Source organism: Pseudoclavibacter sp. RFBB5 (genome assembly GCF_002931555.1).
In the GTDB taxonomy this organism is placed as follows: Bacteria; Actinomycetota; Actinomycetes; order Actinomycetales; family Microbacteriaceae; genus Pseudoclavibacter.
Genome location: NZ_PSTZ01000006.1, coordinates 284,058 through 305,607, shown reverse-complemented (window position 1 = coordinate 305,607; position 21,550 = coordinate 284,058). Strand labels below are relative to the sequence as shown.

At 68.5% G+C, this 21,550-nt stretch carries 21 protein-coding genes; 7 read left to right on the top strand and 14 right to left on the bottom strand.

What is annotated here, in order from left to right:
- Positions 1–87 precede the first annotated feature (87 nt).
- Both argJ and argC read right to left on the bottom strand, forming a co-directional pair.
- The gene (argJ, locus tag C5B97_RS07900; RefSeq protein WP_104311536.1) at positions 88–1,251 is read right to left on the bottom strand and encodes a bifunctional glutamate N-acetyltransferase/amino-acid acetyltransferase ArgJ; all 1,164 of its coding nucleotides are present in this window, start codon (positions 1,249–1,251) and stop codon (positions 88–90) included.
- On the bottom strand, positions 1,248–2,297 hold the full coding sequence (gene argC, locus C5B97_RS07895) for an N-acetyl-gamma-glutamyl-phosphate reductase (RefSeq protein ID WP_104311535.1): 1,050 nt from the start codon (positions 2,295–2,297) through the stop codon (positions 1,248–1,250). The genes argJ and argC overlap by 4 nt, the downstream gene beginning before the upstream one ends.
- Before the next feature lie 243 nt (positions 2,298–2,540).
- Between argC and C5B97_RS07890 the strand changes: the two genes are divergently transcribed.
- Both C5B97_RS07890 and sufU read left to right on the top strand, forming a co-directional pair.
- Positions 2,541–3,812, top strand: a complete 1,272-nt coding sequence (locus C5B97_RS07890; protein ID WP_104311574.1) for a SufS family cysteine desulfurase — start codon at positions 2,541–2,543, stop codon at positions 3,810–3,812.
- Positions 3,809–4,264, top strand: a complete 456-nt coding sequence (gene sufU, locus C5B97_RS07885) for a Fe-S cluster assembly sulfur transfer protein SufU (protein ID WP_104311534.1) — start codon at positions 3,809–3,811, stop codon at positions 4,262–4,264. Before C5B97_RS07890 ends, sufU begins: the two co-directional genes overlap by 4 nt.
- Before the next feature lie 106 nt (positions 4,265–4,370).
- On the opposite strand, the gene pheT is transcribed toward sufU, so the two are convergent.
- Positions 4,371–6,938, bottom strand: a complete 2,568-nt coding sequence (gene pheT / locus C5B97_RS07880) for a phenylalanine--tRNA ligase subunit beta (protein WP_104311533.1) — start codon at positions 6,936–6,938, stop codon at positions 4,371–4,373.
- 2 nt (positions 6,939–6,940) lie between these two features.
- Positions 6,941–7,987: a phenylalanine--tRNA ligase subunit alpha gene (gene pheS, locus C5B97_RS07875; RefSeq protein WP_104311532.1), complete on the bottom strand. Its 1,047-nt coding sequence runs from the start codon at positions 7,985–7,987 to the stop codon at positions 6,941–6,943.
- Positions 7,988–8,261: 274 nt separating this feature from the next.
- On the opposite strand from pheS, the gene C5B97_RS07870 reads away from it, so the two are divergent.
- The 4 genes from C5B97_RS07870 to C5B97_RS07855 all read left to right on the top strand — a co-directional run bounded on the left by C5B97_RS07870 (position 8,262) and on the right by C5B97_RS07855 (position 11,730).
- Positions 8,262–9,011, top strand: a complete 750-nt coding sequence (locus tag C5B97_RS07870; RefSeq protein WP_104252994.1) for an amino acid ABC transporter ATP-binding protein — start codon at positions 8,262–8,264, stop codon at positions 9,009–9,011.
- 67 nt (positions 9,012–9,078) lie between these two features.
- The gene (locus tag C5B97_RS07865; RefSeq protein ID WP_104311531.1) at positions 9,079–9,987 is read left to right on the top strand and encodes a glutamate ABC transporter substrate-binding protein; all 909 of its coding nucleotides are present in this window, start codon (positions 9,079–9,081) and stop codon (positions 9,985–9,987) included.
- Positions 9,988–10,078: 91 nt separating this feature from the next.
- Positions 10,079–10,732 (top strand): amino acid ABC transporter permease, encoded by a 654-nt coding sequence (locus C5B97_RS07860; protein ID WP_104311530.1) that lies wholly within the window; start codon positions 10,079–10,081, stop codon positions 10,730–10,732.
- The gene (locus C5B97_RS07855; protein ID WP_104252997.1) at positions 10,729–11,730 is read left to right on the top strand and encodes an amino acid ABC transporter permease; all 1,002 of its coding nucleotides are present in this window, start codon (positions 10,729–10,731) and stop codon (positions 11,728–11,730) included. The genes C5B97_RS07860 and C5B97_RS07855 overlap by 4 nt, the downstream gene beginning before the upstream one ends.
- 91 nt (positions 11,731–11,821) lie before the next feature.
- Here C5B97_RS07855 and C5B97_RS07850 read toward each other — a convergent pair whose 3' ends face one another.
- The 4 genes from C5B97_RS07850 to infC form a co-directional block, all read right to left on the bottom strand.
- A complete protein-coding gene (locus C5B97_RS07850; RefSeq protein ID WP_104311529.1) occupies positions 11,822–12,622 on the bottom strand; it encodes an RNA methyltransferase in 801 nt (266 codons plus the stop codon).
- A gap of 197 nt (positions 12,623–12,819) precedes the next feature.
- Positions 12,820–13,206, bottom strand: coding sequence for a 50S ribosomal protein L20 (gene rplT / locus C5B97_RS07845; protein WP_104252999.1), 387 nt, complete (start codon positions 13,204–13,206; stop codon positions 12,820–12,822).
- Between the two features lie 40 nt (positions 13,207–13,246).
- Entirely contained in the window at positions 13,247–13,441 is a 195-nt protein-coding gene (gene rpmI, locus C5B97_RS07840; protein ID WP_068481113.1) for a 50S ribosomal protein L35, read from the bottom strand.
- Positions 13,441–14,112 (bottom strand): translation initiation factor IF-3, encoded by a 672-nt coding sequence (infC, locus tag C5B97_RS07835; protein ID WP_104253000.1) that lies wholly within the window; start codon positions 14,110–14,112, stop codon positions 13,441–13,443. The genes rpmI and infC overlap by 1 nt, the downstream gene beginning before the upstream one ends.
- Positions 14,113–14,404: 292 nt before the next feature.
- Here infC and C5B97_RS07830 point away from each other — a divergent pair, with 292 nt between their 5' ends.
- Positions 14,405–14,779 carry a DUF1844 domain-containing protein gene (locus tag C5B97_RS07830; RefSeq protein WP_104311528.1) on the top strand — a complete coding sequence of 125 codons (375 nt, stop codon included), beginning with the start codon at positions 14,405–14,407 and terminating at the stop codon, positions 14,777–14,779.
- Between the two features lie 50 nt (positions 14,780–14,829).
- Here the strand turns inward: C5B97_RS07830 and C5B97_RS07825 are convergent, their stop codons facing one another.
- The 6 genes from C5B97_RS07825 to C5B97_RS07800 form a co-directional block, all read right to left on the bottom strand.
- Entirely contained in the window at positions 14,830–16,371 is a 1,542-nt protein-coding gene (locus tag C5B97_RS07825; protein WP_104311527.1) for an NAD(P)/FAD-dependent oxidoreductase, read from the bottom strand.
- On the bottom strand, positions 16,368–17,207 hold the full coding sequence (locus C5B97_RS07820; RefSeq protein ID WP_219819778.1) for a carotenoid biosynthesis protein: 840 nt from the start codon (positions 17,205–17,207) through the stop codon (positions 16,368–16,370). The genes C5B97_RS07825 and C5B97_RS07820 overlap by 4 nt, the downstream gene beginning before the upstream one ends.
- 82 nt (positions 17,208–17,289) lie before the next feature.
- Positions 17,290–17,982 (bottom strand): monooxygenase, encoded by a 693-nt coding sequence (locus tag C5B97_RS07815; RefSeq protein ID WP_104311526.1) that lies wholly within the window; start codon positions 17,980–17,982, stop codon positions 17,290–17,292.
- Entirely contained in the window at positions 17,979–19,547 is a 1,569-nt protein-coding gene (gene crtI / locus C5B97_RS07810) for a phytoene desaturase family protein (RefSeq protein ID WP_104311525.1), read from the bottom strand. Before crtI ends, C5B97_RS07815 begins: the two co-directional genes overlap by 4 nt.
- Positions 19,544–20,413, bottom strand: coding sequence for a phytoene/squalene synthase family protein (locus C5B97_RS07805; protein ID WP_104311524.1), 870 nt, complete (start codon positions 20,411–20,413; stop codon positions 19,544–19,546). Before C5B97_RS07805 ends, crtI begins: the two co-directional genes overlap by 4 nt.
- Complete coding sequence (locus C5B97_RS07800) at positions 20,410–21,531, bottom strand: polyprenyl synthetase family protein (RefSeq protein WP_104311523.1); 1,122 nt, start codon at positions 21,529–21,531, stop codon at positions 20,410–20,412. The genes C5B97_RS07805 and C5B97_RS07800 overlap by 4 nt, the downstream gene beginning before the upstream one ends.
- Positions 21,532–21,550: the final 19 nt, after the last annotated feature.

Sequence of the window (21,550 nt, the reverse complement as noted above, 5' to 3'; positions counted from 1 at the left end):
TGCCCCTTTCGGGCCGGTCAGAAACCGTCGGGCTGGTCCGGCAACCGCTCGGCGGCTGCCGCTCCTCATCTCGACTCGCGTGGCTCGTCAGGACGAGTACGCGCTGTTCTCGTGCACGTAGTCGTGCGTGAGGTCGTTGGTGAGGATGGTCGCCTCGCTGACGCCCGCATGCAGGTCGATCAGGACGCTCGTGTCGCGCGGGGTGAGGTCGACGAGCTCTGCGGGCTCGTGCGGAGTGCCAGCGCGGCAGACCATGACGCCGTTGATCGTGACGTCCAGCGCCTGCGGGTCGAACTCCGCGTCCGTCGTGCCGACCGCCGCGAGCACACGACCCCAGTTCGGGTCATTGCCGAAGATGGCCGCCTTGAAGAGGTTCGACCGAGCGACGGCCCGTGATGCGTCGAGCGCGTCCTCCTCGGTCGCGGCTCCGATCGTCGTGATCGTCACGTCGTGGCTCGCGCCCTCGGCATCCTGCTGCAGCTGACGTGCGAGGTCGGCGCACACGTCGGTGAGCACCGCCGTGAAGGCCGCCTCATCTGGCGTGACGCCGCTCGCGCCCGATGCCATGAGCGTGACCTGGTCGTTGGTCGACATGCAGCCGTCCGAGTCGACACGGTCGAAGGTCACCCGCGTCGCAGCCCGCAACGCTCGGTCGAGCGCCACGGACTCGAGGTCGGCGTCGGTCGTGATGACGACGAGCATGGTCGCGAGCCCGGGCGCGAGCATCCCCGCACCCTTCGCCATGGCTCCGACGACGTACCCCTCGCCCTGGCGCACAGAGCGCTTGGGCTTCGAATCGGTGGTCATGATGGCGAGCGACGCCTCATCGCCCGCTTCTGCGGTGTCGGAAAGCGACTCGGCCGTGAGCTCGACGCCGCGCAGGACGCCGTCGCGGAAGCTCTGGTCGCCGACGCCGATGAGCCCGGTCGAGCAGACCAGCACGTCGCCAGCTCCGATGCCGAGCTTCGCGGCCACAGCCTCCGCGGTCTGGTGCGTGGTCTGGAACCCGAAGGAGCCCGTGTAGCAGTTCGCGCCGCCGGAGTTCAGGACGATGGCGGAGATGGAACCGCCCCTGATGGCCTCCTGTGACCACAGGATGGGGTTGGCCTTGCATCGGTTGCTGGTGAAAACGGCGGCGCAGGCCGCGCTCGGACCGTCGTTGACGACGAGGGCGACGTCACGTCGCCCCTCCGACTTGATGCCGGCGGCGACACCTGCCGCACGGAAGCCTGCTGCTGCGGTCACGCTCACGGTGCCACTCCGTCCAAGGGAAGGCCAAGCGACTCCTCGAGTCCCAGGGCGATGTTCGCTGACTGCACCGCGGCGCCCGCGGTGCCCTTGCCGAGGTTGTCGATCGCGGCGACCGCGACGACCCTGCCCGCTCGCTCGTCGACACCGATGCCGATGGATGCGCGGTTCGAGCCGGTCACGTCACCGGTCCGCGGCCACTCCCCGTCGGGGAGGAGCTGCACGAAGCGCTCAGCTCCATACGACTCCTCATAGGCGGCGCGCAGCTGGGCCGCATCCACGCCATCGGACAGGCGCGCCGTCGTCGTAGCCAGGATGCCGCGTGCCATGGGCACCAGGACCGGGGTGAACGCAAGCGTGACCTCGGCCCCACCCGCGCGGCGGAGGTTCTGCCTGACCTCGGGGTTGTGCCTGTGCCCGCCCGTCACGGCGTACGGGTTGGCCGAGCCCATGAGCTCCGATCCGAGCAACGAGACCGCTGCCTTCTTGCCAGCCCCGGATGGGCCGACGGCGAGGACGGCGGTGAGGTCGGACGGCTGCACGAGCCCGCGGTGGAGCGCCGGGGCGAGCGCGAGCGTGATCGCCGTGACGTTGCAGCCTGGGACGGCGACTCGTGAGACTCCCTTGAGGTTCGCGCGCTGCTTGGTCTCGGCCCCTGAGAGCTCGAGCTCGGGCAGGCCGTAGGCCCAGGTGCCGAAGAAGTCGCCGCCGTAGTACTCGGCCCAGTCCTCCTCGCGCTCGAGGCGGTGGTCGGCTCCGCAGTCGATGACCAGCGTCTCCTCCCCCAGCTCCGCAGAGATCGCCCCGGATGCTCCGTGGGGCAGCGCCAGGAACACGACGTCGTGCCCTCTAAGCACATCCGCGGTCGTCGGCTCGAGCACCAGATCGGCGTAGCTCGCGAGGTGCGGATGCACGCGCAGCAGTCGCTCACCCGCGTTCGCGTGCGCGGTGACGGTGCGGACCTCGAGTTCGGGGTGCGAGGCGAGAATGCGCAGGAGTTCGCCACCTGCGTACCCGCTCGCCCCAGCTACTGCAACGGAGAAAGCCATGCCGTTCATCCTAGGCCGTGCCACCCCCACCCACGGTCGACCGGACCCACGGGCGCCTCCTGGGGCGTCTCCTGCGGGAATGTCGAGCGCGCCACGCGCGTTCCACTCGTAGGCTTGACAGGCTGAGGCCTCGACGTTCACGCGTCGGCGGCGCGATGCCGATGAGAGGACGACGTGACACTGAACACCGAAGACGCAGCTTCCACCACGAGCGCCGACGGGGCACCGACCGCGGTCCAGGCGCTGAGCGACACACGGGTGAACCAGCTGCGACGAGACTTCCCGATCCTCGACCAGGAGGTGAACGGCGAGCCGCTCGTGTATCTCGACTCCGGCGCGACGTCACAGCGGCCGACTCAGGTTCTCGAGGTCGAGCGGCGTTTCCTCGAGCACGAGAACGCGGCCGTCCATCGCGGGGCGCACACGCTCGCGGCCCTCTCGACGGTCGCCTTCGAAGATGCTCGCGAGACTGTCGCCGCCTTCGTCGGCGCCGCCCCGGAGCAGATCTCCTGGACGCTGAACGCGACCGACGCCATCAACCTCGTGACCGGTGGCATCCGCATCGCCAGCGCGGGCCGCGGCGGACCACGGGCAACACGCCTGGCGATCGGCGAGGGCGACGAGATCCTCATCACCGAGGCCGAGCACCACGCCAACCTGGTGCCGTGGCAGGAGCTGGCGCTGGACACCGGCGCGACACTCGTCTACGTGCCGGTCAACGATCGTGGGACCTGGAGCGTCGAGGATGCGGCCGCCCTCATCTCCTCGCGGACCAAGGTCTTCGCCTTCGCGCACGTCTCCAACGTGACCGGCCTGGTCGCGGATGCGAAGCGCCTGACCGAGCTCGCGCACGACGCGGGTGCGATCGTCGTCCTCGACGCCTGCCAGTCGGTGCCGCACCTGCCAGTGAACTTCCCGGCGATCGGCGTCGACTTCGCCGCGTTCTCCGGGCACAAGATGCTCGGCCCCAACGGCGTCGGCGTCCTCTACGGGCGCGCCGAGATGCTCGACGCGCTGCCGCCCGCCCGCACAGGCGGGTCGATGATCTCGACCGTCACCATGGCGGCCAGCGACTTCATGGCTCCCCCGACGCGCTTCGAAGCCGGCACGCAGCCGGTCTCCCAGGTCGTCGCGCTCGCCGAGGCCGTGCGCTACCTCGAGTCGGTCGGCATGGATGCGGTCGCGTCCCACGAGGCCGAGATGGGCCAGCTCCTCCTCGCCGGCCTCTCCGGCGTTCCAGGCGTGCGCATCATCGGCGAGCCAGCCGGCGTGCCCCGCGCGGGCCTCGTCAGCTTCGAGGTCGCGGGCGTCCATTCGCATGACGTGACCCAGTTCCTCGACTCGAAGGGAATCGCGGTTCGTGGTGGCCACCACTGCGCACAGCCCCTCCATCGGAGGCTCGGGCTCACGGCGTCCACACGCGCCAGCAGCTACCTCTACACGAGCCGTGAAGACGTCGAACGGTTCGTCTTCGCGGTCGGGCAGATCCGCGCCTGGTTCGGAGTGGACGCGTGAGCGCGCTCGACGGCCTCTATCAGCAGCTCATCCTCGAGCATTCGAAGAAGCGGTCTGGCGATGGTCCCCTCGCTGACGCCGAGGCCGAGCACTTCGAACGCAACCCCAGCTGTGGTGACGAGATCACCGTGCGCGTGAAGCTCGACGAAGCCGGCACCGGTCTCTCGGAGCTCGCGTGGCAGGGCGACGGATGCAGCATCTCCATGGCTTCCGCGTCGGTGCTCAGCGAGCTCGCGATCGGCAAGACCACCGCCGAGATCGAGGAGCTCGTCGCCGCGTTCCGCCTCATGCTCCGGACCCGGGACGGCTCGGAGCCGGACGAGGATCTGCTCGAGGACGCGGTCGCGTTCCAGGGCGTCTCGAAGTTCGTCATGCGCGTCAAGTGCGCCATGCTCGCCTGGGTGGCCCTCGAGGCGAGTCTCAACGAGGCGTCGGTCGCCCGCGAGCACTGAGTCTCCCCCAGCGTGCAACGCCGCTCCACGCGGAACAGCATCGCCCGGCCCCATCGGGGCCGGGCGATCTCTGTTTCGAGTTCGTGCTTCGGAGTTCGTGCGTCCGTCAGGCGCGCATGGTCGCGCCGAAACGCTCGGCCGCCAGCATGGCGCCCGACTCCTTGGCCTCGCTCGCCTCGGCGGCCGTCAGCGTGCGGTCGGTCGCGCGGAAGCGAAGCGCGAACGTCAGGCTCTTCTGCCCGTCCTCGAGCCCCGCGCCGCGGTAGTCGTCGACGATGGTGAGCTGCTCGAGCAGCGCACCGGCACCTTCGGTCACAGCCGCCGACACGGCGGCCGCGGGAACAGTCGCGTCCACGACGAGGCTCAGGTCCTGCGTGGCTGCCGGGAAGGTGGAGATGGGCTCCGGCAGCACCTCGCGCCGTGCCAGGTCGATGACCGCGTCGAGGTCGACCTCGAACGCGGCGACGACGCGTGGCAGGTCGGCCCCCTCAGCGATGTCGGGGTGCACCTCGCCCGCGAAGCCGACGACGATCTCATCGACGCCGAAGCTCAGGAACAGCTCCGCGCAGCGGCCCGGGTGGAACGCGCGGTGTGTCCCCTGCCTCACCTGGATGTCCGCGCCGGTCGCGAGGCCGAGCTGTGCGACCAGCTCGAGTGCGTCTTCCCAGGACGCGGCGGTCGGGGCGTGGCCGGGGCGCTTGGGCTCGCGCTGTCCGAGCACGATGCCGGCAGCATGCCGCGGTTGTGGCGGCAGGCCGGCCTCGAGCTCCGCGATGCGCTCGGGAGTCGGTCGAACGGCGACCGACGGCACCTCATCGACGCCGTACACGACCCCGGACTCCGGCTTGAAGACGGTGCCCGTCTCGAAGATCGCCAGGTCCGTGAGGCCACGGGACACGTTCCGGTGCGCGATGGTGAGGAGTCCGGGCAGGAGGCTCGTCCGGAGCCACGCGGCACGCGGGTCGAGCGGGTTGGCGAGCTTGACCGCCGCCACCTCGCCAGCATCCGGTCGGCCGAACGTGACCGTGTCCGCCTCGGCGACGAACGGGTAGCTCTGCACCTCGACGGCACCGGACGCCGCCAGGACATCCGCCGCGGCCCGACGCAGGCGCTGCTCACGGGTCAGCCCTCGCCCGGGAGGGGCGACGGGGAGGCGGGACGGGATGCGCTCGAAGTCGCACAGGCGCCCGATCTCCTCGACGAGCGTGACCGGCTCGGTGAGATCGCCGCGCCAGCTCGGAACGGTGACCCCGAGGAGCCCCTCCGCTTCCTCCCAGACCTCGCAGCCCACGGCACGCAGCGCACCGATCGTCTCGTCGAGCGAGTAGTCGACGCCCATGATGCGAGACGCGGCATCAACCGGGAGGATCAGCGACTCGGGGGTGGGGATCTGCTCGTGGACGCTTCCCGCACGAATCACACGTCCGCCAGCGTGCTCGACCAGCAGCTCCGCGACGCGTGCCGCGGCCGGCTGCGCGACGCGGGGATCGACGCGACGCTCGAAGCGACGCGAGGCCTCGCTCGGCAGCTTGTGCCTGCGCGCGGTGCGCGCGATGGAGATCGGTGAGAACGACGCGGCCTCGATGAACACGTTGCGAGTCTCGGTGCTGAGCTCGGTCTCCTCGCCACCCATGACCCCGGCCAGACCGATCGGTCCCCGATCGTCGGTGATGAGGATGTCCTCGGCGCTCAGCGTGCGCTCCTTGCCGTCGAGGGTCGTGAGCTGCTCCCCCTCCGCCGCACGCCGCACCCGGATGCCGCCGCGCAGCTTGTCCAGGTCGTAGCCGTGGATGGGCTGCCCCAGCTCGAGCATCACGTAGTTGGTGATGTCGATGGCGATGCCGAGCGGACGGATACCCGCGAGGCGAAGTCGCTGGGCCATCCAGGTCGGCGTCGGCCGAGTGGCGTCGATGCCCTCGACGACGAGGCCGACGAACACGGGGGCCATCGGCTGGTCCCGCACGGAGGCGTCATCGTCGACCGAGACCGGGACGCGCACATCCTGCGCGTCAGCGGCGACGGCTTCGGCCAGGATCGCCTCGAGCTGCGGTCGCAGCGCGGGATCGCTGAAGGCGACGCCGGTCGCGTTCGAGTACTCCCGGACGAGGCCGCGGATCGACATCGCGTAGCCGCGATCGGGGGTGACGTTGACCTCGACGGCCTGCTCGGTGAGGCCGAGCAGCTCGATGGCATCGGTGCCCGGGGTCGCGCTGACGCCGAGCCTGGAAAGCACGATGATGCCCTCGTGGTCGTCGCCCATGCCGAGCTCACGCTGGGACGCGATCATGCCGTCGGACACATGCCCGTACGTCTTCCGGGCCGCGATGGCGAAATCGCCCGGAAGGACGGCGCCGGGAAGCGTGACGACCACCGAGTCGCCCACGCCGAAGTTATGCGCGCCGCAGACGATGCCGCGCACATCCGCACCGCCATCGGCCGCGAGCTGACCCTCAGGCGCAACACGCACCTGGCACCAGTTGATGGTCTTCCCGTTCGACTGCGGCTCGGGCTCGGCCGAGAGCACCTCACCCACGACGATGGGGCCCTGCAGCTGCGTGCCGTGCACGGCTTCGTCCTCGAGCCCGACACGAACGAAGGCATCGAGCACCGATGCCGGGGACACCGAGGCGGGGATCTCCGCGTACTCGCGGAGCCAGGAGAGTGGAGCGCGCATGATTAGATCACCATTCCGAACTGAGTGCTGAAGCGGACATCGCCCTCGACCATGTCTCGCATGTCGGTGAGCGCGTTGCGGAACATGAGGGTGCGCTCGACGCCCATGCCGAACGCGAAGCCCTGGTACTCCTCTGGGTCGACACCGGCCGCCAGCAGCACGTTGGGGTGCACCATGCCGCATCCGCCCCACTCGATCCAGCGCGGGCCGCCCTTGGCCCCCGGGTGCCAGATGTCCATCTCGGCACTCGGCTCCGTGAAGGGGAAGTAGTTGTTGCGCAGACGGATGCGGGCCTCGTCGCCGAACATCGACGTCGCGAAGTGCTCGAGCGTGCCGCGAAGGTGAGCCATCGTGAGGCCCTTGTCGATCGCGATGCCCTCGAACTGCGTGAAGACCGGCGTGTGCGTCGCGTCGAGCTCATCGGTGCGGTAGGTGCGACCCGGTGCGAGCACATAGAGGGGCACGCCGCGCTCGATGAGGGAGCGCATCTGAACGGGCGACGTGTGGGTGCGCAGCACGAGGTGCCGGTCGGCGGGCTCGACGAAGAAGGTGTCCTGCATGGCTCGGGCCGGGTGGTCAGCGTCGAAGTTGAGCGAGTCGAAGTTGAACCACTCGCTCTCGAGCTCCGGCCCCTCCGCGATCTCCCAGCCCATGCCGACGAAGATGTCGCTCACCCGGTCCTGCAGCACGGTGAGCGGATGCCGGGCTCCCGTTCCGCGAGCGGGTCGCGCGAGCGTGACGTCGACGGTCTCCGCAGCCAGACGCGCGGCGGCCTCAGCTTCGGCCAGCTCCCCCTCGCGAGCGGCGAAGGACTCGTTGACCCGGCTGCGGGCCTGCCCGATGAGCTGACCGGCTTCCTTCTTGCTCTCCTTGGGGACGGAGCGCATGGCGGCGTTCAGCGACGCGATCGCCGAACCCTCCGCCAGGTGCTCGGCGCGCACGCGCTTGAGTGCGGTCAGGTCGGGCGCCGCGGCGATGGCGGCGAGTGCCGCGTCGACCGCGGAGCCGACGGCTTCCTGCGTGATGGGGTTCGATGAGGCGTCAGACACAAGGGTCGAGTTTAGCGAACGCAGTGGACAACGGCTCCAGAACCATGGATCCGCTTTTCTCACACTGTGAGACGAGGCGTGTCGGGGCCTCCGGGAGAACGCGGCTTCGTCCCGTTCCTCGATCAGGATCCGCGTGAATCCGGCGATCTTCCAGGGTCCAGGTGTATCCATGAGCACCGAAATTGTGGCCGACGTGCACCAATCAGGTAACCATCTCGTTGCGAAAGCGAGAAATAGGCAACCGCGCAGTCTGACGCTGTGGTGGAATCGCTCCATGCAAAATCAGAGCGAGCCCCTCGTCGTCGTTGATCACGTCGAGAAGCACTACGGTGAATTCCACGCCCTGAAGGACATCAATCTCAACGTCGAGCGCGGTCAGGTCGTCGTCGTCATCGGGCCCTCCGGTTCCGGCAAGTCGACCCTGTGCCGCACGATCAATCGACTCGAGACGATCACCTCGGGGGAAATCCGGATCGACGGGAAGGTGTTGCCCAAGGAAGGGAAGGCACTCGCCGCGCTCCGCGCCGACGTCGGCATGGTCTTCCAGTCCTTCAACCTCTTCGCGCACAAGACCATCCTCGAGAACGTGGCTCTCGGCCCCATCAAGGTCCGCAAGCTCTCGAGGGCCGACGCCGAGAAAGAGGCAAAGGCGCTTCTCGACCGCGTCGGCATCGGCCACCAGGCGGCGAAGTTCCCTGCCCAGCTCTCCGGTGGTCAGCAGCAGCGTGTCGCGATCGCCCGCGCACTGGCCATGAAGCCGAAGGTCATGCTCTTCGACGAGCCCACGAGCGCCCTCGACCCCGAGATGATCAACGAGGTCCTGGACGTCATGGTCGATCTCGCGAAGGAGGGCATGACGATGATTGTCGTGACCCACGAGATGGGCTTCGCCCGCAAGGCGGCCGACCGGGTCGTCTTCATGGCCGACGGCCAGATCCTCGAAGACCAGGCGCCTGAGGACTTCTTCACGCACCCGAAGACCGACCGCGCCAAGGACTTCCTCTCCAAGCTCATCACCCACTGACGGCAGGCGCGGACCGCGCCCCGACCGTCCTCCAGGACCAGACAGACTTCCAACAGAAGGAGAAGAAATGCGAAAGACCAAGCTCAGCGCCATTCTCGGCGCAGGCATCCTGGCCTCACTCGTACTGACCGGATGCGCCGAAGGCGCCCCGCCCGCTGCAGGCGGCGACGAAGGCACCACGACCGGTGAAGCACCCGTCTTCGAGGTCGCGACGGACGTCGCGATCGAAGGCTCGCCCACGTTCGACGCCATCAAGGCGCGCGGCGACAAGGTCGTCGTCGGCGTCAAGGAAGACCAGCCGAACCTCGGCTACCTCGACGCAGTGACCGGTGAGCGCACCGGCTTCGACGTCGACGTCGCACGCTGGATGGCCGCATCGCTCGGCGTCTCCGAGGAGAACATCGAGTTCAAGCCGATCGCCTCCGCCAACCGCGAGCAGGCGATCTCCAACGGCGACATCGACTACTACGTCGGCACCTACTCCATCACCGACAAGCGAAAGGACCAGATCGACTTCGCCGGTCCGTACTTCGAGACCGGACAGGGCCTCCTCGTCGGCGCCGACTCCGAGATCACGGGTGTCGACGACCTCGTCGCCGGCGTCAACGTCTGCTCCGCGACCGGCTCGACGCCGATCCAGAACATCCGCGACAACTACCCAGAGGTCACGACCACCGAGTTCGACACGTACTCGCAGTGCGTCGAGGCGCTCCTCAACGGCCAGGTCGATGCAGTGACGACCGACGAGGCCATCCTCATCGGCTACGCGGCTCAGGACCCTGAGCAGCTCAAGGTCGTCGGCGAGCCCTTCAGCGAAGAGCTCTACGGCATCGGCCTCGCCAAGGGCGACGACGCGCTCCGCGACCACTTCAACACGACCCTCGAAGAGGGCGGCGACGTGTGGCAGTCGATCTTCGACTACAACCTCGGCTCCTCCGGAACCACGGTCTCGCAGCCAGCGGTCGACCGCTACTAATCCCACAGGCGAGCGGCGGCGAGACTCACTCTCGCCGCCGCTCGTTCGCACCTAGGGCGCCTCGCGCCCTGTCTCAGAAAGGAAGGCGAGCGTGTTCGATATCTTCACGAACCACCTCGACCTGTGGAGTGAGGCCCTCATCGGGACGCTCATCCTCTTCTTCGGGGGCGCGCTCCTCGCGCTCGTCCTCGGCTTCATCGTGGGTGCCATGCGGGTCTCGCCGGTCCCGATCGCTCGGGCCGTCGGCGCCGCCTACGTCAACATCGTGCGCAACACGCCACTCACGCTGGTGTTCTTCATCTTCGTCTTCGCCGTGCCCGTCCTCATCCCGATGGGCCGCACCGACTACCTGCTCCTCGGCATCCTCGCGCTGGGCGTCTACACCGCCACGTACGTCGCCGAGGTGCTTCGAAGCGGCATCAACACCGTGCCTGTCGGCCAGGCAGAGGCCGCGCGAGCCATCGGCCTTCCCTTCGGGCAGGTCATGACCCTCATCGTGCTCCCACAGGCAGCACGCGCCGTCGTCCCGCCCATGATGAGCGTCCTCATCGCACTGCTGAAGAACACCACCGTCGCTGCTGGGTTCTCGGCCGTCAACCTCGGCATCATCCGCGCCAACATGAGCGAGCGGGGTGAGAACGCGATGGAGGTGCTCATCTGGGTCGCCATCGTCTTCATCGTCCTCGTGCTCCTGCTCTCGTGGGTGCAGAACGCGCTCGAACGCCACTGGAAGGTTGCCCGATGAGCCAGACCTCAGTTCTCTACGACGTCCCGGGACCCCGCGCGCTCGCTCGCAACAAGCTCCTCGGGATCATCACGGTCGTCGTCATCGTCGGCCTCGTGGCGTTCCTGATCTACCGCCTCGGCGCAACGGGCAACCTGAGCGCCAACAAGTGGCAGATCTTCGGCTACGCGGCCATCTGGACGCAGATCGCGCAGGCGCTCTGGGCCACGCTCAGCGCCTTCCTGGTCGCCGCCGTCGGCGCGCTGGCGCTCGGATTCGTCCTCGCCATCGGCCGCCTATCGGACCACGCGTGGGTCCGCATCCCGTTCACGGTGGTCGTCGAGGGGCTCCGCGCTATCCCCGTCCTCATCCTCATGATGCTCATGTACTACGGCCTGCCCGCCATCGGCATCAAGATGGAGCCGTTCTGGGCCGTCGTCATCGCGCTCATCGCGTACAACGGCTCAGTCCTCTCCGAGGTCATCCGAAGCGGCGTCCAGTCGCTGCCGAGCGGACAGGCCGAGGCCGGCTACGCCATCGGCCTCCGCAAGAGCGGCGTCATGCAGATCATCCTGCTCCCGCAGGCCATCCGCGCGATGCTGCCCGTCATCATCGCGCAGCTGGTCGTGACGCTCAAGGACACGGCCCTCGGCTCGATCATCACCTACAACGAGCTCCTCTACATGGCGAAGCTCATCGGCGGCCAGGCAGACTACGGCCGCCCGTACATCCCGGTGACGATCGTGATCGGCGCCATCTACATCGCGACCTGCGTGCTGCTCTCGTGGCTCGCGACCATCGTGCAGAAGCGCATCTCGCAGAACCCGAAGGTCATCGCGGGGGCGGCGCCGGAGCCGCTCACCAACGCGGGCAACGTGACCGACACGGAGCTCATCCTGGTCCAGCAGTCGGACGTCCTCGAACTCGAAGAGGACGAGCGGCAGAAGGCCAAGCACGATCTCGCCGAAGCGCAGCGGCAGAGCGATCTCCGCAAGCGCGACGACGGCGATCGCGTCTAGACGCACCAGCGACAAAACGCTCCCCGCTGGCAGGTACCGAGTCTCTCGGTCCTGCCAGCGGGGAGCGTTTCGTTGCTGCGGCTCGCGGGCGCTACGCGCGCTGCGCGAAGGCGCTCTCGTACAGGCACACGGACGCGGCGGTCGCGAGGTTCATCGACTCCGCCTGACCGTAGATCGGCACGCTCATCGTCGCGTCAGCGTAGGCCAGCTGCTCCGCATCGAGGCCACGGGCCTCGTTGCCGAAGAGCCACGCGGTCGGCTGAGCCAGCTCGCCCGACTCGCGCGCGGAGAGCAGGTCCGAACCGTCGATGTCGGCGGCCACGACGCGCAGTCCCGCGTCACGAGCGCGCGAGGTCGCGACGTCGAGCGTCACCTCGACAGCGATCGGAAGGTGGAAGATCGAGCCGGTGCTCGAGCGGACGACCTTCGAGTTGTAGAGGTCGACCGTGCGACCCGTGAGGATCACGGCGTCAGCACCCGCAGCATCAGCTGCCCGGATGATCGTGCCCAGGTTGCCAGGGTCGCGCACCTCCTCGAGGATGGCGACGAGCTTCGGGGAGCCGCGCAGCGCATCCCGGATGGAGGCGGGGAACTGACGGCAGACCGCGATCACGCCCTGGGGCGTGCGGGTGTCCGCCATCGCGTCGATGGCCTCCTCGCTCGCGAAGTCGACCTCGAGCTGCGCCTCCTCGGCGAGGCCGCGCAGCTCGGAGTGACGCTCGAGCGCCGTGGGCGTGACGAACAGCTCCTCGATGAGCTCGGGGCGCGAGACGAGCGCCTCACGGACGGCCTGCGGGCCCTCGATGACGAACAGACCAGTCTCCTGGCGCTCGGACTTCTGCGAGAGCTTCCTGACTTCCTTGACTCGCGCGTTCCGCGGACTCTCGATCATGGTGTCGACTTCTTCCTGCGCACGGGGCGCTGCTTGGCTGGAGTGGTGGTTCAGGGGCCGATCTCATGCGGGGCGGCACCGTCCCGATGCGGGCGGCTGCGGAGCTCGAGGCAAAAGAAAATGCGGCCGAGAGCTGGACTCTCGGCCGCATGTTCAGACGGCCGCTGACTGCATATCGAGTCGGGCCGCGGAGTTCGCTACGCTGCTGCGCGCGGGGCCGACGTGTCGGCCGGGAGGGCCTGCTTGGCGGCCTCGACGAGACCCGCGAACGTCGCGGGCTCGTTCACGGCGAGCTCAGCGAGGATGCGGCGGTCGACCTCGATGCCGGCAAGGCCGAGGCCCTGGATGAAGCGGTTGTACGTGAGGCCGTTCGCGCGGGACCCGGCGTTGATGCGCTGGATCCAGAGGCGACGGAACTCGCCCTTCTTCGCGCGACGGTCGCGGTACGAGTAGACCATCGAGTGGATGACCTGCTCCTTGGCCTTCCGGTACAGGCGCGAACGCTGTCCGCGGTAGCCGGATGCGCGCTCAAGGATGACGCGACGCTTCTTCTGGGCGTTAACCGCCCGCTTTACACGTGCCATGTGTGTTGATTCTCCTCAGTAAGTTCGTGTGCGGGGCGGCTTAGTGGCCGAGCAGCTTCTTGGCGACCTTGGCGTCTGCCGGGGACAGGAGCTGGTCCTGGTTCAGGCGAGCCTTGCGACCGGGGGACTTGACCTCGAGGTTGTGGCGGAGGCCAGCCTGCTGCTTCATGATCTTGCCGCTTCCGGTGACCTTGAAGCGCTTCTTGGCGCCCGAGTGGGTCTTCTGCTTCGGCATTACTTCTCCTCTGTTGGTGCAGACTCTGCTGCAGACTCTGTCGCAGCTTCATTTACAGCTGGTTGTGCAGCTTCGTCTGGTGACGGCTGCCCGTGCTTGGCCGCCCGCGACGCCTCGCGAGCTGCGTTCCGCTTTGCGGAGGCATCGGCCTTCACGTCGGACTTGTTCCGGAACGGGCCGATGATCATGACCATGTTGCGGCCATCGATCATGGGGTTGGACTCGACGGTGCCGTACTCCGAGACCTCTTCAGCGAAGCGCTGGAGAAGACGCACGCCCATCTCCGGGCGCGACTGCTCGCGACCGCGGAACTGGATCATGGCCTTGACCTTGTCGCCGTCTTCGAGGAAGCCGATAGCGCGCTTGCGCTTGGTCTCGTAGTCGTGGGCGTCGATCTTCAGGCGGAAGCGGACCTCTTTCAGGACCGTGTTGGCCTGGTTGCGGCGGGCTTCTTTGGCCTTCTGGGCGGCCTCGTACTTGAACTTCCCGTAATCCATGATCTTGGCGACGGGTGGCTTCGAGTTAGGGGCGACCTCGACGAGGTCGAGCTCAGACTCCTGCGCGAGGCGCAGGGCCATCTCGAGCTTGACTACTCCGACCTGCTCACCGCCCGGGCCGACAAGGCGGACTTCACTGGCACGGATGCGGTCATTGGTACGTGGTTCGCTGATGGAAGGCTCCTGACTTCACTGAATGTGGAAAGGAGGCGTCACACCAACAGCACTGCGCTCGCAGCGTGTTTCCACCCGACGTCATGGAGTCTGCAGATCGCGCAACTCGTGCACGTCCTGCAGGCTCTGTGACCTCTTCCCGCGCAGCCGTGAGGCCGAACTGAGGAAGGGAGTGGAGCAACCCGGTAACCTACGTAGAGCGGTTTGCGCGGGTGGGACGAATCCTCTTTCGCGGTCTCTGCACAGCAGAAACCGATCGCTACATTACCAGAACTTCGCACAAAGGACCAGCGTGACCGACGCCTCACTCGAAAACCCCTCCGCCACCGATCCCGAGTACGGCGACCTGCGCCGCGACATCGGCGAAGTGCCCGCGGTGGAGCTCATCACGACCACTGCAGTCCACCTCATGAGCGCCGCGGCGGTCGCCTGCGGACTCGATGAGGACAGCGGTGAGGACGAGCTCGACCTCGACGAGGCCCGCAAGCTCATCTCAGCACTTGCCGGCCTCCTCACCGCGAGCCTCCCGTACCTCGGCGACCACCACGCGCGACCGCTCCGCGACGGTCTTCGCTCGCTGCAGCTCGCGTTCCGCGAAGCGTCGGACCACCCAGACGCCGTCGGCAAGGGGCCGGGCGAGGACCTCACGGGTCCCGTCTACGGCTAGTCGTTCGCAGCCGCCTGCCGGATCGCCGCGCGTCGCGGTGGGCAGGCGGCTCAGGGAGCGGTCGAGCCTCGCCCCTCAGCCGGGCCGATCATCTCCGCCACGATGGCCGCGGAGAGGGTCACGAGCGGCAGGCCGCCCCCGGGGTGCGATGACCCCCCGACCAGGTAGAGTCCCTCGACCGGCTGCCGGTTCGCAGGACGCAGGAACGACGCCTTCGCCCCGTTCGACGCCGTGCCATAGATCGAGCCCCCTGGTGAGCGCGTCTCCCGCTCGAGGTCGGCGGGCGTGCGGATGCGCATCCACCGCACGTGGTCGCGCACGTCCACGCCACGTTCGGCCATCAGCTCGAGCAGCGACTCCGCATACTGCTCGGCGAGGCCGGGCTCATTCCAGTCGACGCCGTGCTCAGGGTCGTGGCGAGGCGCGTTGACGAGCACGAACCAGGCACCGCTGCCTGGACCGGGAACGATCTCCGGATCCTCGGGTGCGGCGATGTAGATCGTGGGCCGCTCGACCGGCTTCGGCCCCGACTGCGCCTGCCCTCCGACGCCGAAGATCGCGTCGAACTCAGCGTCGTAGTCCTCGGCGAAGAGCACCCGGTGGTGCGTGGCTTCGCCGTGTTCGAAGGCGGCCTCGTCCAGCCCGTCGAGCGCAAGCAGCAGGACGAACCCGGACAGCGACGGGTCGAGCTTCGCGTGGCTCCTCGCCGCGCGCCGGGCGCCCTCGCTGCTGAGCAGCTTCCCGTAGACCGTCTCCGCGTCTGCGTTCGCGACCACGACGTCGGCGGCGATGCGCTCGCCGTCCGCCGTCTCGACGCCCGATACCCGCGCACCCTCCTGCAGGATGCGGGTCACATCCACCCCCGTCCGGATTCGCGCACCGCACTCGCGGGCCCGGTCGGCGATGGCTGCGCCCAGGCGCCAGAGACCACCAGGCACGTACCAGGACCCGTACGCCTGCTCTGCAAACGGGACGGTCGCAAGGGCCGACGGCGCCCGCCTCGGGTCCGAGCCGGTGTAGGTCGCATAGCGGTCGAGCAGCGCGCGCAGGCGCGGGTCGGCGAGGTCCTGCTCGCCGAAGCCGCGGAGGCTCCGCCACGGGGCGACCTTCGCGAGCGACAGCGGGTTCGCGGCGAGCCTCGCGATACCGGCCGCGGTGATGGGCGACTCGAGGAACGGGCCACGGGCGATGTCCCACACCTTTCCGGAGCGCTCGAGGAACCTCGACCACTGCCGCCCAGTTCCTGAACCGAGTGCCGCATCCAGCGCACCGGGGATCTCCTCGACGCGACCGGGCATGTCGAGCTCGGTGCCGTCCGCGAATCGATACCTGCACGCGACCTCGAGGCGCCGGAGCTCGAGCACCGACTCGAGCGGCGCACCCGTCTGACCGAACAGCTCGGCGAAGACATACGGCATCGTCACGAGCGATGGCCCAGTGTCGAAGAGGAAGCCATCGTGCTCGATCGTGCCGAGCTTCCCGCCGATGACGTCGGACTGCTCGAGAACCGTCACGTCGTGACCGAGCGACGCGAGGCGCGCCGCCGAGGCGAGCCCGCCGACGCCCGCGCCGATCACGACGACACGGCTCATCGCGGAGCGTCCCCGCTGCGACCGCCGGTTGTCACGAGGTCATCTGCCGACCTGCGCGCACGCCAGTCGCGCAGCAGCACGACGACAAGCGGCACCGCGATAGCGCCCATGATGATGCCGCCGACGAGAGCGACGCTCGGACGCTCGAAGAAGGTCAGGTTGCCGACGACGCACGTCGCATAGGTCCACAGGTAGACCGTGAACGGAACCGCGTCGCCCGGTGCGCCCTCGATCCGCTTCGACCTCGCGGCCACGGCATCGATGAGCCCGCAGATGATGAGGGAGACGAGGTACCAGCCGAGGAAGTTCGTGAGCGGGATGCCGTCGACGCCGGGGATGCCGGGATCAGGGTGCTTCCAGCCCCAGTGCCCCGAGTCGACCATCTGCGGGTCGAGGAACACGTCCCAGGCGGTCAGCGCCCACGCGGCGACCGCGACGCGCGCGATGCGGCGCAGGACCCCGGGGGCCGTGCCGACGAGGCGCCGCGCGATGATGACCGCCGGGTAGGCGATCGTCACCCACGCGAGGGGCACGATCAGGGGCACCTCGAAGAGCGAGAAGCCCAGCGACGGGGTATAGATGTACTGCCCGAACGGGAAGCTCGTCGCGACGCCGACGACCTCGGCGAAGAAGCCGATCGCGGCCGCTGCGAGCAGCACGGACGCGAACTTCGGCCCCCTCGTCGCCCAGGCGTGCAGCACGCCGGTGGCAGCCAGGAGCGCGACGCTCGCGATCGTCAGCGGTATCGTTCCCCCACCCGTGAAGGCGAAGAGACTCTGCACGAACATGCCGGCGGCAAGGGTCACCCACATGAGTCGTCGTGTGATGGCGTTCATCTTGAGTCCGTTCCTCTCGGTCGTGGCTCTGGATCTTCGTCGTCTGGTCCCGTGGCCCGTGGTGGGTCTCGCCGCGCGGAGCTCATCCCGTCTCGCCCGCCCACCCTTCGACCGCATCCACTGCGAATCTGGCGAAGAGCTCCTCCGCGAACCACTCGCCAGCCCTGCTGTCGAGCATCGCCGCGCGGTGCGACGGCGCACCGGCGATGAACTCCCGAAGCGCTGGCGCCGACTCCCACAGCGTGAAGGTGCCCAGCAGGCCGGCCGGGAGCTCCCCCATCCCGAATCCGAGCCGCAGACCACGCGACCTCGCTTGCATCAGCTCGGCGGCGATGGGCGGCACGGTCCCAGAGAAGCGGTGCACCGCCGAGGGACGGATCCGGGCGCGAGTGATCACGGCGACCCGCTGCCCCTCGGCCGCTTCGGCAACCGCCGGGCCGAACGGCTCGCGGCCGCCCCACAGCCCGACGGAGCGGATGGCGCGCATGCGAACCCTGACCCGCTCCCGAGCGCTCGCATCCCAGGCGGCGACCAGTGGCCCACGGTCGAAGGCATCAGCCGCCTGCTGCGACTCCCAGGAGGCGACCAGCGCCCAGTGCCCGAGGTCGGCGTCTCGCGACGAGAAGCTCGTCCCCTTCGCCGTGCCGAGGATGCGGGAGAAGCGCAGCCCCTCCGGCCTGCGTCGCCCGAGCAGCTGCAGCGTCGTCTTCGCAGTCAACCCGAGGCCGGTGCTCGCGCTACCGGTTCCCCAGAGGTGGACGGTGGCGACCGTCACCGGTTCTCGACCCCCAGCGGCCCGGCGCTGCGGTCGCCCCGCACATGCTTGAGGACGAGCTCCGCGCTGATCAGGCACATCGGCACACCGACACCGGGGTTGACCGTCGCACCCGCGTAGTACAGCCCCTTGACCTTCGGGGAGGCATTGCCCGCTCGGAGCATGGCCGACTGGGCGAGCTCGTGCGACGGGCCGAGGATGCCGCCGCGCCACGAGTTGTAGTCGTTCACGAAGTCCGCGGGCCCGAGCGTGCTCCGAACGACGATGCGGCTGGCCAGATCGGGAGCCCCGGTCCACTCGGCGAGCTGGGCGATCGCGAGGTCGGCGATGCGCTCGACCTCCGCGTCTCCCCGGCCGTCCGCTCCTCCCCCGCCGATGGCGGGATCCCCCTTCACCGGGATGAGCATGAACAGGTTCTCGTGCCCGTCTGGCGCGACCTCGGGATCCGTTGCACTCGGCTTGCACACGTAGACGGAGACCGGGTCCGGCAGCGCAACGCCCGTCCCGAAGATGGCGTCGAAGTTCTCGCCCCACTCCTTCGTGAGGAGCAGCGAGTGGTGCGGGAGCGTCGGCAGCTCGCCTTCGACACCGAGCATCACGAGCACGGCGCCCGGACCGGAGTCGGTCTTCTGCCACACCCGCTCCGGGTAGCTGCGGTACCGCTCCGGCAGCAGCTGCGTCTCCGTGTGGTGCAGGTCAGCCGCCGAGACGACCACCTCGACGTCCTCGAAGTGCCGCTTGCCCGCCGCGTCCCGCCAGTGCACACCACGGCTCCACCCGTGCGAGACGGCGATGCCCGTGACCTCGGCCTCGAGCCTGAACTCGACTCCGGCCTCGACCGCGAGGCCGTGCAGCGCATCCACCACGGCCGTGAAGCCACCCATCGGGTACTGCACGCCCTCGACGAGATCCATGCGGCTCATGAGGTGGTAGATCGCCGGCGCGCGGCGCGGATCGGTTCCGAGGAACACAGCCTGATACGCGAGGATCTGGCGAAGCAGCGGATGCGTGAAGGACTCCTCGACGAACTTCTCGAGGGGCGTGGTCAGCCAGGTGAGGAGATCCGGCAGCTCGCGGCGGACTCGCTCGCCGACAAGGGACAGCGGGTTCGCGAACGTGTTGTAGAGGAAGACGTCCTCGGCCATGTCCATGGCGCGTCTGGCGGTCTCGAGGTAGTCATCGAACGCGGAGAGCGCGTCAGGCTCGAGCTCGGCGACCAGCTCACGCACGGCGTCCTGGCCGTACGGGATGGAGATGGGCTCGCTGCGTGCGCCGTCGGCGGTCGGCTCCGGGAAGACGCGGTAGCCGGGGTCGAGCATCCTGAGGTCGAGCTGCTCCTCGGTGCTCGTGCCCGCCAGTGCGAAGTAGTGGTCGAAGACGCTCGGCATGAGGTACCAGCTCGGGCCGGTGTCGAAGCGGAACCCATCGACTTCGAGAAGACCGGCTCGGCCTCCCACCCTGTCGTTCTTCTCGAGCACGGTCACGGCGAAACCGTCCCGCGCGAGGAGGACCGCCGTGGCGAGCCCCGCCATTCCAGCGCCGACGACAACTGCTCGAGTGCTCATGATCGTGTCTCCAGAAGGACTCGTGCTGCGATACGCGCCTTCTCGGCGCCGGGAACCCTGACTCGCGTCGTGCGCAACTGCTCCGCTGGCGTCGCCGCGATGCGGTCGGCCAGGGCGGAGAAGAGCGCGCTCGCGAGCGCGACACCCCTCCTGCAGTCTCGCGGAAGCAGCGGGATGCCCGCATCCGCCGTCTCGATATCTGCGCGGATGCGGTCGAGCCAGATGAGCTTGCGACGCTCGTCGAGCGGCGCCGACTCGAGCCCCTCCACCGGGAGGTAGTCCCGGCCGAGCCGATCGGCGTCATCACCCACGTCGCGCAGGAAGTTCACGTTCTGGAAAGCCGCGCCGAGCGCGCACGCAGCCGCGTCTATCCGCTCGCGTTCCTCGTCCGTGCGAGAGACGCCCGTCAGGAAGACGCGGACGCACATCAGGCCGACGACCTCGGCGGAGCCGTAGACGTACCGCCGCTGCTCCTCCACGTCGAGGGACTTCGGCTCCAGGTCCATGCGCATCGACGCGAAGAAGGGGACGACCAGTTCGGCCCCGAACCCACAGCGTCGCGCCGTCACCGCGAACGCGTGCACCACCAGGTTGGTGCTGAATCCGGATTCGATCGCCTCCAGCGTCTGCGCCTCCAACCCGTCCAGCGCAGCGTGCTGCTGTTCGAGCGAGAGGCCGGCGAGCGCTCCCACACCGTCGACGATCTCGTCGGCGACCCGGACGAGCGCGTAGATGCTGCGCACGGGCTTCACCGTGCGGCGGCCGAGCAGCCGCGTGGCCGCCCCGAAGGAACTCGAGTACGCGAAGATGACCTCTGCCGCAGACTTCTCCGCCGTGCGCGTGTACTGCTCGAGCGGAGAGATCATGAGGTGCGCCGCTCCAGCAGCATGAGCAGCCGCTCCATCATCTCCGCAAGATTCCTATCGCCCTCGCGGCCCGAGGCGCCAACGGCACGGGCCGCGGCGCTCGCCCTCGCGAACTGCGCCGCGAGCTCCTGCTCGACAGCCGCACGTGAACCGGACGCGTCAATGAGGTCGCGCGCCTTCGCTCCGTCGACCTCGCTGAGCTGCGGGTCGCCGAGCAGCGACTCGAGCTCGTTCCATACGGGTGTCCCGCACGCGAGCGCGATCAGTGCCGTGAACTTGCCCTCGCGAATATCCGAGTACGGCGCCTTCCCGAGCTTGTGCTGATCTCCGAAGACGCCGAAGAGATCATCCTGGAGCTGGAACGCCAGGCCAGCCGCATCGGAGAACTGTGCGATGAGCCGCGCGTCCACGAGGTCTTCTCCACCCGCCGCTATCAGGCCGAGTTCCAGCGGAAGCAGAACGGTGTACGCCGACGTCTTGTTCGAGCTCATGGACAGCACCTCGGCGAGCGCGGGATGGTCTGCCCGGACCGACAGGCTGACATCGCTGAACTCTCCGGCCACAGACACGGAGAGCGCACGCTCGATGGCGTCGAGCACACGGAGGCGCACCGCATGCGGCAGGTCGATGCGCGCGACGCGCAGGTGGGCTTCCGAGAGCAGGAGGTCACCGACCAGGATCGCGGCGGCCTGGCCGAGACGGTTCCCGCGTTCGTCATCGAACTCCGAACCGCCGACGATCTCCTCGACGCTCCCAAGCAGGTTCCGCACACCACGGCGCATCGTGTCGTTGTCGATGACGTCGTCGTGCGTCAGGAACGCAAGATGGAGGAGCTCGGTCGCCGTCGCCAGCTCGATCACCGCATCCGGCACCTCTTCCGCGCCCGTGTAGGCGAGGTAGCTCTGTACGACCAGGGCCGGCCGAAAGAGCTTGCCGCCCTCCGCACTCCGAGCCGTAATGCGCCAGAGGGTCGCGAGGCCTTCATCGATGACACTGGCCGCCTGGACGCGCCCGTCGAGGAACTCCTCGATGCGCCGTCGCACCTCGAGCAGCTGCTTCGCTGCAAGCTCGAAGTCCGAACCCTGGCCACGGGGGCTCGCCAGAGGCTCACGAATCACTCGGCACCACTCCCTTTAG

What these genes read in the sequence shown, in the direction of transcription:
- argC (WP_104311535.1), bottom strand. Translation starts at nt 2,297, where the DNA reads ATGGCTTTCTCCGTTGCAGTAGCTGGGGCGAGCGGGTACGCAGGTGGC.
- pheT (WP_104311533.1), bottom strand. Translation starts at nt 6,938, where the DNA reads ATGCGCGCTCCACTCTCCTGGCTCCGCGAGTACGCGGAGATCCCCGCC.
- C5B97_RS07870 (WP_104252994.1), top strand. Translation starts at nt 8,262, where the DNA reads ATGCAAAATCAGAGCGAGCCCCTCGTCGTCGTTGATCACGTCGAGAAG.
- C5B97_RS07865 (WP_104311531.1), top strand. Translation starts at nt 9,079, where the DNA reads ATGCGAAAGACCAAGCTCAGCGCCATTCTCGGCGCAGGCATCCTGGCC.
- C5B97_RS07855 (WP_104252997.1), top strand. Translation starts at nt 10,729, where the DNA reads ATGAGCCAGACCTCAGTTCTCTACGACGTCCCGGGACCCCGCGCGCTC.
- C5B97_RS07850 (WP_104311529.1), bottom strand. Translation starts at nt 12,622, where the DNA reads ATGATCGAGAGTCCGCGGAACGCGCGAGTCAAGGAAGTCAGGAAGCTC.
- rplT (WP_104252999.1), bottom strand. Translation starts at nt 13,206, where the DNA reads ATGGCACGTGTAAAGCGGGCGGTTAACGCCCAGAAGAAGCGTCGCGTC.
- rpmI (WP_068481113.1), bottom strand. Translation starts at nt 13,441, where the DNA reads ATGCCGAAGCAGAAGACCCACTCGGGCGCCAAGAAGCGCTTCAAGGTC.
- C5B97_RS07825 (WP_104311527.1), bottom strand. Translation starts at nt 16,371, where the DNA reads ATGAGCCGTGTCGTCGTGATCGGCGCGGGCGTCGGCGGGCTCGCCTCG.
- C5B97_RS07820 (WP_219819778.1), bottom strand. Translation starts at nt 17,207, where the DNA reads ATGAACGCCATCACACGACGACTCATGTGGGTGACCCTTGCCGCCGGC.
- crtI (WP_104311525.1), bottom strand. Translation starts at nt 19,547, where the DNA reads ATGAGCACTCGAGCAGTTGTCGTCGGCGCTGGAATGGCGGGGCTCGCC.
- C5B97_RS07805 (WP_104311524.1), bottom strand. Translation starts at nt 20,413, where the DNA reads ATGATCTCTCCGCTCGAGCAGTACACGCGCACGGCGGAGAAGTCTGCG.